This is a genomic window from Tateyamaria algicola, from assembly GCF_047715485.1.
Taxonomy (GTDB): Bacteria; Pseudomonadota; Alphaproteobacteria; order Rhodobacterales; family Rhodobacteraceae; genus Tateyamaria.
In genome coordinates this window covers 1,258,093-1,270,626 of the sequence record NZ_CP180422.1, presented here as the reverse complement: position 1 = coordinate 1,270,626, position 12,534 = coordinate 1,258,093, and the positions used below count along the sequence as shown (strand labels likewise).

The following is a 12,534-nucleotide window of genomic DNA, read 5'->3' as shown; positions in this document are numbered from 1 at the left end:
ACGCGCTTAGGTGGTGCCCACGGCGCGTGCCGCAGGGCCTGTCAAACCTTCTGCGAACTTTGCACCATCATCGGGCTGCAACAAGGCGCGCCGCTGTATCTGCGCTTCGGGCAGCAGAACGGCCCGGCGGGCGCGGAACCGCCCGTCATAGGGGCCGAAATAGACTGCGCGTTGCGCGGCGAACGGGTCCAGTGCAAGGCGCTGGTCAAAGCTGTGGCCAAGGCCGGACACCCGGAAACCCGGTGCCGTGCTGATGGGTTCCAGATAGCCCTCGACCGACAATTGCCGCAACGTGCCCCCGCCTTCGCGGAAGCGGCCCATTTGCACCGTGTCAGCCGCCAGCACGCCGTCAGCAAAACGCCCGTTGGCCACGGCAAACTGCCCGGCTGTCAGGCGATTGGCGGCTGTGGTGCGCAAGGGCGTCTGCCCGATCTGCCAGCCTTGCGCCGCCGACCCGACCAGAACCCCGGACACGCTGTCAGGACCATCCGGTGCGGCAGACAAGAGGCTGGTGCGCAACCGGCCATCGGCCTGCCAGACACCGCTGCCCAGCACCCGGTGACCCACAAGACGCGCAGCGGCAACGCCATCCAGGCTCAACCCGGTGCCGTTGATCGCATAGCCGCCGCCATGGCGCTGCAACACACCGATCAAGGGGGCGTCCATATCGATGCGCTGCGCCTCGAACCGGTCGGCGCGGGTGCGCGCAACGATGCTGAGCGCCATGCCGGGCACCAGCGCGCTATCGCCCACGCGTCGCCCGTTCGCAAAGATGCGGGTGGCGGAGGGAAGCTCGACGCGCAGCCCGTTGACCAGCACGCTGCCGGTTCCGGTCATCACGCCAACAATGCCGGTGCCGCCGATGCCACCCTCGAACGGGTCCTCACCCAGTTGGGCCACGGGAATGCCGGGGGCACAGCCCGCAATCGCGGTGGCGCCCAATAGGCCAAGGGTGTGGCGTCGGTTCATACGTGTCACGTGTCTTCGGGCCTTTGTGCGTCTGATGCGGGATCGGTATCCTCGCGGTAAAAGTATATGCCAAGGCGGTAGCGTTGGCGTGGGCCCGCGCTCTCGCCATCCTTGCGGTGCAACGCGCTGCTCTGGCGGTTGAGGTCTTCGAGCAACGCCTGGGACTGCGCGCGGGCCGCGGCCTCGACCGCATCCACACTGTCACTGCTCAACTGGTTGTAAAATACCGATCGTTCAAAGAAGGGCGGCGTGTCCGACAACAGGTTCTCGGTCGCTGCGGCCAGATGGTCCCCGACATTGGCGCCGAAAAAGACCTCCTTGTCCGAGGGGGTCGCCGTGCCCACAACCGCCTCGGCCCGTAGGTGCAGCATACCGTCATCGCCCGTGTCGATCAGGCCAGCGCGGTTCAACTCGTCCAGCACGGTGCGCGGGCGCACGTCCTTGCTCACTGATTGCACCAGCGCCTCAAAGCTCGGAGTGCCTTCGGCGGCGCGGGGCAGGGACATTGGTGCGCCGGATCCGTCGGCGAAATCCGGATGCGTCATCCATTGGCCAATCACGGTCGCCAGCAGCGCGCTTTTGCGCCGGGCCTGCGCCGGGCTGCCGTCTTCCTCAGCGCGGATCGTGCGGATGTCCTTGCGGTGCACACCGGTCAGCATCGCAATGCGGCTGTCCGTCAGCGGCTTGTTGTCGAGGCGAAAGGATTCCTCGGCCACCTCGACAAAGACACGCTTGAGCAGGCCGTAGATCACCGGCGCTGTCAGCCCATGCGCAATCATCGTGCGCACGAGGGGGCGCAGGAGCCCCCTGAGAACACGCTGAAATGCGTCCGATCCGCCTGTCTGATCCGTCTTTGCCATAACCGCACAATACGAGCCGTGGAAATTTTTTCCACGCAAATCCTTGAAATGCACGCGCGCTGCGTCACTTTGGCGCTTGTGGGAAATATTCCCACTGACAAATTGCGACGGCCAGCAGCGCCCGAACTGAACAGGAGACCAGATTATGAAACGCCGTTCCTTCATCCAGATGTCCGTGGCAGGTGCCACTCTTGCCGCCCTTGGCGCCTGCGCCGAGATGACCACGCAGCCCGATATCGTCGACACCGCCGTCGCCGCCGGGTCGTTCACTACGCTCGTTGCAGCCGTACAGGCGGCCGATCTGGTCGACACGCTGAAAAGCCCCGGGCCCTTCACCGTCTTTGCCCCAACCGATGCGGCCTTTGCCAAGCTGCCCGCGGGCACGGTCGAAAACCTGCTCAAGCCCGAAAACAAGGACCAGCTGACCGCCATCCTGACCTATCACGTGCTGCCCGGTCAGACGCTGGCTGCTGATCTGGCGGGCAAACGCCTGAGCGTGGCGACGGTGAACGGCAAGAACGTCCACATCGACGGGCGCAATGGCGTGAAGGTCGAGAAATCAAACGTGACGCAGGCAGACATTCTGACCTCGAACGGTGTGATCCATGTGATCGACAGCGTTTTGCTGCCCTGATTGGCACCCACACTCTCGGACCGGCGGGCCTGCTGTCCCGTCTGCCGTGATCCGAGCGCGGCGGGCCCACCCCCAAGTGGCCCGCCGCAACCTTTTTGATTTTGCATCTTTTCCCTGTCCGGGCGACACATGGCGGGTGACCCCCACACCCGAGTGTACCCGATGACCTTCACCACCCGCCCCGAACTCTCCGGCACCTTTGGCATGGTGACCTGCACCCATTGGCTGGCCTCTGCGGTGGGGTTAAAGCTGCTGGAGGCGGGCGGATCAGCCTTTGATGCGGCGGCAGGCATGGGCTTTGTCCTCAACGTTGTCGAGCCGCATTTGAACGGCCCCCTGGGCGACATGCCCGCGCTGATCCGCGTGGCGGGCGAGACACCTGTGGTGGTCTGCGGGCAGGGTGTCGCCCCGGCTCGCGCAACACTCGATCACTACCGCGGCGAAGGGCTGGAGATGATCCCAGGATCAGGCCTGCTGGCAACGGTGGTGCCCGGCGCCTTTGACGCCTGGATGCTGATGCTGCGCGATCACGGGCGCCTGCGCCTGCGCGACGTGCTCGAACCCGCGATCCATTATGCGAGGGCGGGCCATCCGCTCTTGCCACGGGTTGCGGACACGATTGCAGGGCAGGCCGCCTTTTTCGCCAAGGAATGGCCGACATCGGCATCGGTTTGGACACCCGGGGGGCAGGCACCGCAGGCTGGCGCGCTCTTTGCCAACCCGGACCTCGCCGCCTTTTGGGAACGTCTGTTGCAAGAGGCCGAACGTGCCACAGGCCGCGTGGCCGAGATCGAGGCGGCGCGGCGCGCTTTTGCCAGCGGGTTTGTGGCGCAAGCCATCGACGACTACATGGCAGAGGCCTGCGTCATGGACGGCACGGGCGAACGGCGCAAGGGCGTGCTGAGCGGGCAAGACATGGCCAACTGGCGCGCCACATATGAACCCGCGATCAGCGTGGATCACCACGGTTGGGAGGTCTTCAAATGCGGGCCGTGGAGCCAGGGGCCAGCGCTGCTGCAATGTTTGCAGATGCTGCGCAACGATCCCGTGGGCGACATGGACCCGAACGGCGCCGACTTTGTGCATCTGACGACCGAGGCGCTCAAACGCGCCTTTGCAGACCGCGAAGCCTACTATGGCGACCCTGATCATGCCGAGGTGCCGCTGGAGACGCTGCTGTCACAGGCCCATGCCGATGCGCATCGCGCAGACATCACCGAAACCGCCACGCATGATCACCGCCCCGGCGTGATCCCCGGATACGAGGCCCAGGTCGACGCCTATCACACCCGCACGACCCGCGTGGCACCGCAGGCAAAGGGCGTGGGCGGTGGCGAGCCGACAATGGCGCACCTGACCAACCGCAAGGGCGACACGGTGCATATCGACGTGGTCGATCAATGGGGCAACATGGTCTCTGCCACGCCATCGGGCGGCTGGTTGCAATCCAATCCCGTCGTGCCGGGGCTGGGCGTGCCCCTGAACACCCGCGCCCAGATGTTCTGGCTGACCGAGGGGTTGCCCACATCCCTGGCCCCGGGTCGTCGCCCGCGCACCACCCTGTCGCCGTCACTGGCGCTGCATGAAGACGGGCGGGCGCTGGCCTTTGGCACGCCGGGCGGGGATCAGCAGGATCAGTGGCAACTCGCCTTCTTCCTGCGCCTTGCCCATCACGGGATGAACCTGCAAGAGGCCATCGACGCGCCACTGTTCCACACGGCACACCTCCAAGCCAGCTTCTATCCGCGCGACATCCGCCCCGGTCATCTGATGGCCGAACCGCATTTTGCCGAGGACACCCTGAATGCACTGCGGGACAAGGGACATGCGCTAGAGGTCGCCGCGCCCTGGACCGTGGGCCGGTTGACGGCAGCGATGCGGATGCCTGACGGGGTGCTCAGGGCCGCGGCCACGCCGCGCCTGATGCAGGCCTATGCGATGGGCCGCTAGGCGCTGCGCGGCAGGCGCATCGACGCGCTGAACCCTTTGGGCACCGCGTCCAGCGTCAGCGCGCCGCCATGCCTGCGTGCCACGGCTTCGGCGATGGACAGGCCAAGGCCGCTACCATCGCTTGGATCTGCCTGCCCGAACCGCGCCAGGATCTTTGGGAAATCGTCGGCAGGCACGCCCTGGCCGTCATCCGCGACCGTGATCCGCCATGCGTGCCCCTGGTGCAGGGCCACGGTGACGGCGCCAAGGGCCGGTCCGCCATGCAGCAACGCATTGTCGATCAGGTTCTTGACGGCTTCCTGGATCATCGTGCGATCTACGCGCAGGACCGCCCTCTCTTGCGCACCGGTCAGCGTCAGGGTGACGCCCATCCGCGCGGCGCGCCCTTCGAAATCGGCCACCGTGCTGCGCAGCATCTGCGCGATGTCCACGGGATGCGTCGCATCGCCGACTGCCGCGCGGGCGCGTTCCAATGTCATCAGGTTCTCTGCCAGATCACCGGCGCGCTCTGCCGCCGTGACGAGGTCGCCAGCGCGTTCCTTGGCGGCGTCCAGTGATCGCGCCGTCAGGATCGCCTCGCCCAACGCGCGCACCCCGGCAATCGGGTTGCGCAACTGGTGGGACGCATCCGAGATAAAGGCGGCCTGCGCCTCCATCGACTGGCTGACAAGGCCGAACAGCCGGTTCAAACGCTCCACAATGCCGCTGGTCTCGATCGGCACATGGCGGCGGATCGGGCTCAGGTCTTCGGGGTTGCGGCGCGAGATCGCGTCTTCGAGGTCAAGGAGTGGTTTGAGGCCCAGATTGACCCCGAACCAGACCACCAGCCCCGTGGTGAGGATCAGCACCGAAATCACCGCCAGCGCGCGATAGGCCAGCGCGGCCACAAAGGCCTGGCGCAGCCCCTGATCCTGCCACAGCGTCACGGTGAATGTGCCCGAGAACCCGTCGATTTGCGTCACGTATTTCAACCGCAAGACCCGCACATCGCGCCCACGATAGGTGGCATCAAAGAACGCATAGGGTTCGGTCTGTGTCGCGCCTATGTCGATTGGAATGGGCGGCACGGCATAGCCGGTGACGAACACACCATCGGGCGCATAGACGTGATAGCGCACCGGCCCCCCGGCGGTTTCGGCCAGCAAATCCTGCGTCTCGGGCGAGATCAGATCGCCATCGGCCAGCGCCACATCGCGCGACACGGCCAGCGCCGTGATCAACAGCGCATTGTCGTAAAGGTCCTGCGCCGTCTGGCGCGCCTCGCTCACCCGCCAGATGCCAGCGCCCACAGAAATCGCGAGGAGTGGCGCCAGAATTATGACGAACAGGCGCAGGCGAAGAGAGGAGCGCCTCATGTCACAACCAACCTGTAGCCCAGCCCGCGCTGGGCGCGGATATCGACGCCGTGGGGGCGCAGGCGTTTGCGCAGGCGCGAGACATGGACCTCGATCGCGCTTTCTTCCACATCTGCGCCAGTGCCATAGACCTGTTCGATCAGCTCGGCCTTGGCCACGACGCGCCCTTGGGCCGTCATCAACGCATCGATCACGGCCACTTCGCGCCGGGGCAGGTCCAGCATGCTGCCGCCGCCCGACAAACTGCGGGTCTGCAGGTTGAACACCAGCCTGCCAAAGGTGTGCTGCGTCTCGACAGGTTGGGCCCTGCGGCGCGACAATGCACGCACCCGCGCTTCCAGCTCATCCATGTCAAAAGGCTTGGTCAGGTAATCATCCGCCCCCGCATCAAGGCCCGCCACCCGTGCCTCCACCTCGGCACGGGCGGTCAGCAGCAACACGGGGCGCGCGTCCCCACGGGCCCGTAGGTTGCGCAGGACCGACAGGCCGTCAAGGTGGGGCAGGTTCACGTCCAGAATGACGATGTCATTGGAATCGCTTTGCAAAAACACGTCAGCCATCGCGCCATCGTGGATCAGATCGGTCGCATGCCCGCGGTCTTCAAGGCGATAGGAAATTCCCTTGGCCACGCTTTCGTTGTCTTCGACAATGGCAATCCGCACGAAAATTTCCGCATCCGTTAGCTTCACGCAAGTTTCAACAGTTAACGTCGATTTATGAGACGGGGCAATCCCGTCGATTCGTGACAGCGGCCCCGAGGAGGAGGCCGCGCACATTGGGAGGAAGACAATGACACTACACAAAACGGCCCGTCGGGCCGCCCTTGGAGCTGCGGTTGTTGCCGCCAGCTTTGCAACCACAACCGAGGTGATGGCCGGTGGCCACGGCATCGACCTGTCAGGCAAGACCGTCGAATGGGTGATCCCGTTCTCGGAAACCGGCGGCTCGGCCAAATGGGCGAACTTCTATGCGCCCCTGTTGTCCGAGGCACTGCCCGGCCAGCCCACGGTGGTGGTGAAATTCATGCCCGGTGCCGGCTCGACCAAAGGGGCCAACTGGTTCCAGGAACAGTCCTATGACGACAGTGAAGGCACGTTGATCTTTGGCTCGTCCGGTTCGACCCAGTTCCCCTATCTGCTGGGCGATCCGCGCGTGCGCTATGAATACACGGACTGGAACGTCGTGCTGGCGTCCGGCACCGGCGGTGTCGCCTATCTGCCGCCCGATCTGGCCGGTCAGATGAACGGGCTTGATGCCTCGGCGCTGCGTGACACCGATTTCATCTATGGCAGCCAGGGCGCGACGCGTCTTGACCTCGTGCCGCTGCTGGCATGGGAAATGCTGGGCCTGAATGTCGAACCGGTGTTCGGCATCAAGGGGCGCGGTGACGGTCGCCTGATGTTCGAACGCGGCGAAGCCAACATCGACTACCAGACATCCTCGTCCTACCTCAAAGGTGTGACACCGCTGGTCGAGGCGGGCACAGCCGTGCCGATGATGAGTTGGGGCGCGCTGGATGCGGACGGCAACGTCGTGCGCGATCCGACCTTCCCCGACATGCCCACGTTCAAAGAGGTCTGCGAAGCCACGGAGGGTTGCGAAACCAGCGGCGAGCAATGGGATGCGTGGAAAGCGTTCTTTGTCGCGGGCTTCCCTGCGCAGAAAATGGTGTTCCTGCCTGCGGGCGCATCCAGTGATGCCATCGTGACCTACACAGCAGCGTTCGAAGCGGTCAAAGCCCGCGCAGACTTTGCCGAAATCTCGGGTGCGCGTCTGGGCAAGTATCCCCAGATGACAGGCGACGAAGCGACAGGCGCGCTCAACAGCGCGACATCCGTGCCGGATGCGGCAAAAACCTTTGTCACCACCTGGCTGATGGACCGCTATGGCGTGTCGCTGAAGTGATGCAAAGGGGGTGGGCAGCGCTTGCCCACCCCGAGCCCCCCGCCGGTAGAGTGGGCAATTCTGTCTGCCACGGCTGACCGAAAGACAGTCTCATGGATTTTTTCACGCTTGCATTGCCCGCCCTCAGTGATGCTGCGGGGCTGATCTTCCAACCCATCGTGCTGGGCTACCTGGTGCTTGGTGTCGTGATGGGCCTGTGTATCGGTGTGTTTCCGGGGCTAGGCGGCATTGCCGGCCTGTCCCTGCTCTTGCCCTTCATGTTCGGGATGGACCCTGTGCTGGGCCTTGCCTTGATGATCGGCATGGTGGCGGTCGTTCCAACCTCTGATACATTCGCATCCGTATTGATGGGCATCCCCGGATCATCGGCAAGCCAGGCGACCGTGCTCGATGGCTTTCCCATGGCCAAGAAGGGCGAGGCCGCGCGGGCGCTGTCTGCCGCCTTTGCCTCGTCCCTGTTCGGCGGGCTGGTCGGGGCCGCCTTCCTCACCGTGTTCATCCTTGTCGCACGTCCCATTGTGTTGGAATTCCGCACGCCCGAGCTGCTGATGATCACCATCTTTGGCCTCTCCATGGTCGGCATCCTCGCAGGCCGTGTCGCGATCAAGGGGATCGCGGCGGCGGGCCTCGGCATGATGATGGGCACAATCGGCGAAGGCGACAGCGCAGGCGCTCTGCGCATGGCGAGTTACGACATGCCCTACCTCGTGGACGGGTTCAAACTGGTGATCGTGGGCCTCGGCATCTTTGCCATCCCCGAAATCGTGGCGCTGCTGCGCCAGGACCGCGCCATTTCCGACCGCTCTGCACTGGGCGGTGGCTGGCTGCTGGGGGTCAAGGACTGGTTCGCCAATATCTGGTTGTCCGTGCGCTGTTCCATCATCGGCGTCGTCGTGGGCGTCATCCCCGGCCTTGGCGGGTCGGTCGTCGACTGGATCGCCTATGGCCACGCGGTCCAGACCACACCGGACAAGTCTAATTTCGGCAAGGGCGAAGTGCGCGGCGTGATCGGCCCCGAAAGCTCCAACAACGCCAAGGAAGGCGGTGGGCTCGTGCCCACGCTGCTCTTCGGCATTCCCGGCTCGGGCTCCATGGCCATCTTCATCGGGGCAATTGCCTTGCTCGGCTCGGGCAATATCGAGGTCGGGCCGTCGATGCTGAAAAACAACCTCGACATCACATACGCTATCGTCTGGCTGCTCGCGATGGCCAACGTTGTGGGCACGCTCATCTGCATCGCCGCATCTGGCGGGATTGCGCGCCTGACGACAGTGCCCTTTGGCCTGCTCGCGCCCTTCCTCTTCATGATCATCAGCTTCGCCGCCTTCCAGTCGGGGCAAAACCTGATGGACCTCGTCGCGCTCTTCGGCATCGGCCTCCTCGGCATCATGATGCGCCGTTTTGACTGGTCGCGGCCCGCCTTCCTGATCGGTTTTGTCCTGTCCAACCCGGCGGAAACCTACGCCAACCAGGCGGTGCAGATCGCCCGCTCGCGCTTTCGCAAAGGGTTCGAGGAGGGGATCGACTATATCTTCTCCCCCATCGTGATCGTGCTGATCATCATCACCGTGATCTCGGTCGTCGTGGGGCTGCGCCAGGCCAAATCCATCATGGCCGAGGGCGAGGTCGAGGCCGGCACCAAACGCGCGCCCATGATCTTCCTGCTGGTGATCCTCGGCTATCTGCTGGTCGCGTTCACCAATGCCGCGATGATCCCCGATTATGCCTCGGCTGACCGCGTGTTCCCGACCTTTGTGGCCGGTGTCGCCATCGTGGGCTGTGTGATCCTGCTGGTGCAGATGATGCTGCGCCCCGAGGTGCACCCGATCTTTGCCGACCGCGAGGTCACGGATGCGCCCGACAACGCTCATGGGCTCTGGGCCACACTGGCGTGGTTTGCCGCGTTGCTGGTCCTGACCGCGCTCCTTGGTTTCATCCTCGCGCTCGCCATCTTCCTCTTTGCCTTCATCAAGGTGCGCGCCGGGCGCAGCGCCGGGTTTGCCGCCGCCTATACAGCCATCGGCATCGGGTTTATGTGTGGCATGGCGGGCCTGCTCAACCGTGATTTCCCGCCCGGACTGCTTCAGGAATACGTCGATCTGCCATGGCCGCTGACATGACCCAAACCGCCATTCCCTACCTGTTCCTGCGGGGCGGCACATCGCGCGGGCCCTATTTCAACCGCGCCGACCTGCCCGATGATCGCGAGACCTTGGCCGAGGTGCTGGCGACCGCAATGGGCGCAGGCAATTCGCGCAACATCGACGGGCTGGGTGGGGGCAATGCCGTGACCACCAAGACGGCGATGCTGTCGCGCTCGGATGACCCGGCGGCGGATGTCGATTACTTCTTCGCGCAAGTCGCGGTCGAGGAACGGCTGGTCGACTTCGCCCCCACCTGCGGCAACATCCTTGTCGGTGTCGGCCCGGCCGCGATCGAGATGGGGCTGGTGCCGGTGACGGGCGATGTCACCCGCGTGCGCATCCGCGCCGTCAACACCGGTGCGCTGGTCGAGGCAGAGGTGCAGACCCCCGGCGGCGCCGTCACCTATGACGGGGATGTGGCCATCGACGGTGTGCCGGGCACGGCAGCCCCCGTGCCACTGAACTTCATGGAGGTGGTCGGCGCGCGTACCGGCGCGCTGTTCCCCACCGGCCAAGCCATTGATGTGATTGACGGTATCGAGGTCTCTTGCGTGGATGTCGCCATGCCCATGATGATCGCGCGCGCCGCTGATCTGGGCATCACGGGCCACGAAAGCCAAGAGGTGCTGGACGAGGACAAAGCACTCTTTGCCCGCATCGAAGCGCTGCGCATGGAAGCAGGCAAACGCATGGGCTTTGGTGATGTGACCAAGTCAGTCGTCCCCAAGGTTGGCCTGATCGCCGCACCGGCGCAAGGGAGCAACATGGCCGCGCGCTACTTCATGCCATGGACGACGCATCCCACCTTGGCCGTGACCGGCTCGCAATGCCTCGCCGCCTGCGCGCTTGCGCCGGGTACGGTGGCCGAAGGGCTGGCAACCGTACCGGAGACATCCCCCGCAACCTTCCAGATCGAACACCCGATGGGCACGATGGACGTGCGCGTCCAATTCGAAAACGGGGCGGATGGGTTCAAGTTCATCTCCGCCGGTGTCACCCGCACCGCACGTCTGCTCGCGCGGGGCGAGGTCATGGTGCCGCGCAGCATCTGGGCAGGCTAGGGGCGCGGCCCCTCTTTGGGAAACAGCACGACCCCTTCGACATCAGCCACCAGATAGGCGCCCGGCTGCACCAGCACATCGCCGATCATCAGATCGAGGCCAATGTGACCCTCACCGCGCCGCGTGCCCGGCATCGGCACATGGCCCAGGGCCATCACGCCAAGGTCCAGCTCGCCCATCTCGACGACATCGCGCACAGCCCCCCAGATCACGATCCCGGCCCAGCCATTGGTGGCCAATGCGCCCGCGATCATGTCGCCCAACACTGCGCGGCGCAGCGATCCCGCCGCGTCGACAACCAGCACACGGCCTGCGCCGGGCGTGGCGGACAACTCCTTGATCCGACTGTTGTCTTCAAAGCATTTGACGGTTTCCACTGGCCCATGGAACGCGGCGGTGCCGCCATAGTGGTGCAGGCCAAAGGGCAGGACAGTCAGGACATCGCGATAGTCGTCGCACAGATCACAGGTGTTTTTCATGAAAGCACCGTAGCCGATACGGCACCCCGATCAAGCGACCTGCACGCCCTGGCTCCACGCTTGACGCGCAACGGCGATCCCGTCCACATGGGCAAATCGGACCACATCCGCGCGTTTGCCAATGGCCAGCACGCCCCGATCCTCCAGCCCCACGTGACGCGCCGGATTGGCGGTGACGGTGGCAATGCCACGCGCCATGTCGCCCCAGATGTCGCCCAGTTGCACGGCGGACATCAGCAGGGCGGCAGGCACGTAATCCGACGACAGAATGTCCAGCAGATCGTGCCTTGCCAGATCGGCCGCCGCCACATTGCCTGAATGCGACCCGCCGCGCACAAGGTTGGGCGCGCCCATGATGATGGCGATGCCATGATCACGGCAGGCTTGGGCCGCCTCAACGGTGGTGGGGAATTCGGCGACGGCGACTCCGTGTCCCGCCGAGGTGGCAACCTGCGGTGCAGTGGTGTCATCATGGCTGGCCAGAACCGCGCCCAGCCGCACGCCTTCGGCCACCGCCGCCGCCTCGTGTTTCGCGCCCAAACGGCTTTGCAAATCCTGCAACCGTGCGACATGCTCATCAAACTCTGCGTCCGTCAGGTTGTTCTTGCCCATCACATAGGCCCGCATCTTGGCGAGGTCGCGAAACTGGCGCTGCCCGGGTGTGTGATCCATCAGGCTGACAATGCCCACGCGGTCTTCGGGCGTGAATTCGGCCAACTCGTCCGGCAATGTTTCCGAGCAAATCTCGGCGCGCAGGTGCAGAAAGTGGCTGATCTTGAGGACGCCTTGCGCGCGCAGGGCCAGCATCTCTGACGACAACTCGCGCGCGTATTTCAGGTAGCGCCCCTTGCCTGAGGGGATGGACCCGACGCGCATTGCGTCAAAGACGGTGGTGATCCCGCACCCGGCCAGTTCCCGGTCATGGGCCAGGATCGCAGGGCCGTGGGGCCAGGGCACCCGGGGGCGGGGGAGATATGACGCTCAAGGTTGTCGGTGTGCAGCTCGATCAGGCCGGGCGCGAGGTAGTCGCCGTCGCAGTCCTTCGCGCCGGTCGGCACAGACGCGCCCGTGTCGATGGCCGCCACCTGGCCGTCGCGCAGGGTCAGACAGCCGGTCACCACCTCGTCTTCGAGGATCAGCTTGGCGTTGGCGAGGATCGTGTCTTGTGTCATGTGCC

The 12,534-nt window shown here is 64.8% G+C and carries 10 protein-coding genes and 1 pseudogene; 5 read left to right on the top strand and 6 right to left on the bottom strand.

Annotated features, from left to right (window positions below):
* Positions 1–6 precede the first annotated feature (6 nt).
* Positions 7–978 (bottom strand): hypothetical protein, encoded by a 972-nt coding sequence (locus ACMHLQ_RS08615; protein WP_415404366.1) that lies wholly within the window; start codon positions 976–978, stop codon positions 7–9.
* Entirely contained in the window at positions 975–1,829 is an 855-nt protein-coding gene (locus ACMHLQ_RS08610; protein ID WP_415404365.1) for a DUF6502 family protein, read from the bottom strand. The genes ACMHLQ_RS08615 and ACMHLQ_RS08610 overlap by 4 nt, the downstream gene beginning before the upstream one ends.
* Positions 1,830–1,974: 145 nt before the next feature.
* Here ACMHLQ_RS08610 and ACMHLQ_RS08605 point away from each other — a divergent pair, with 145 nt between their 5' ends.
* Both ACMHLQ_RS08605 and ACMHLQ_RS08600 read left to right on the top strand, forming a co-directional pair.
* Positions 1,975–2,463: a fasciclin domain-containing protein gene (locus ACMHLQ_RS08605; protein ID WP_415404364.1), complete on the top strand. Its 489-nt coding sequence runs from the start codon at positions 1,975–1,977 to the stop codon at positions 2,461–2,463.
* A gap of 162 nt (positions 2,464–2,625) precedes the next feature.
* Positions 2,626–4,413, top strand: coding sequence for a gamma-glutamyltransferase family protein (locus ACMHLQ_RS08600; protein ID WP_415404363.1), 1,788 nt, complete (start codon positions 2,626–2,628; stop codon positions 4,411–4,413).
* Here ACMHLQ_RS08600 and ACMHLQ_RS08595 read toward each other — a convergent pair.
* Complete coding sequence (locus ACMHLQ_RS08595) at positions 4,410–5,768, bottom strand: sensor histidine kinase (protein ID WP_415404362.1); 1,359 nt, start codon at positions 5,766–5,768, stop codon at positions 4,410–4,412. The genes ACMHLQ_RS08600 and ACMHLQ_RS08595 overlap by 4 nt on opposite strands.
* Positions 5,765–6,457 (bottom strand): response regulator, encoded by a 693-nt coding sequence (locus tag ACMHLQ_RS08590; RefSeq protein WP_415404361.1) that lies wholly within the window; start codon positions 6,455–6,457, stop codon positions 5,765–5,767. Before ACMHLQ_RS08590 ends, ACMHLQ_RS08595 begins: the two co-directional genes overlap by 4 nt.
* Positions 6,458–6,557: 100 nt before the next feature.
* Here ACMHLQ_RS08590 and ACMHLQ_RS08585 point away from each other — a divergent pair, with 100 nt between their 5' ends.
* From ACMHLQ_RS08585 to ACMHLQ_RS08575, 3 genes are all read left to right on the top strand, one after another.
* On the top strand, positions 6,558–7,673 hold the full coding sequence (locus tag ACMHLQ_RS08585; RefSeq protein ID WP_415404360.1) for a tricarboxylate transporter: 1,116 nt from the start codon (positions 6,558–6,560) through the stop codon (positions 7,671–7,673).
* A gap of 92 nt (positions 7,674–7,765) precedes the next feature.
* The gene (locus ACMHLQ_RS08580; RefSeq protein ID WP_415404359.1) at positions 7,766–9,793 is read left to right on the top strand and encodes a tripartite tricarboxylate transporter permease; all 2,028 of its coding nucleotides are present in this window, start codon (positions 7,766–7,768) and stop codon (positions 9,791–9,793) included.
* On the top strand, positions 9,790–10,878 hold the full coding sequence (locus ACMHLQ_RS08575) for a 4-oxalomesaconate tautomerase (protein WP_415404358.1): 1,089 nt from the start codon (positions 9,790–9,792) through the stop codon (positions 10,876–10,878). Before ACMHLQ_RS08580 ends, ACMHLQ_RS08575 begins: the two co-directional genes overlap by 4 nt.
* Here the strand turns inward: ACMHLQ_RS08575 and rraA are convergent.
* Both rraA and ACMHLQ_RS08565 read right to left on the bottom strand, forming a co-directional pair.
* Entirely contained in the window at positions 10,875–11,357 is a 483-nt protein-coding gene (gene rraA / locus ACMHLQ_RS08570) for a ribonuclease E activity regulator RraA (RefSeq protein WP_415404357.1), read from the bottom strand. The two genes, ACMHLQ_RS08575 and rraA, sit on opposite strands and share 4 nt — an antisense overlap.
* A gap of 30 nt (positions 11,358–11,387) precedes the next feature.
* Positions 11,388–12,529: pseudogene (locus ACMHLQ_RS08565) on the bottom strand (alpha-D-ribose 1-methylphosphonate 5-triphosphate diphosphatase).
* Positions 12,530–12,534 lie beyond the last annotated feature (5 nt).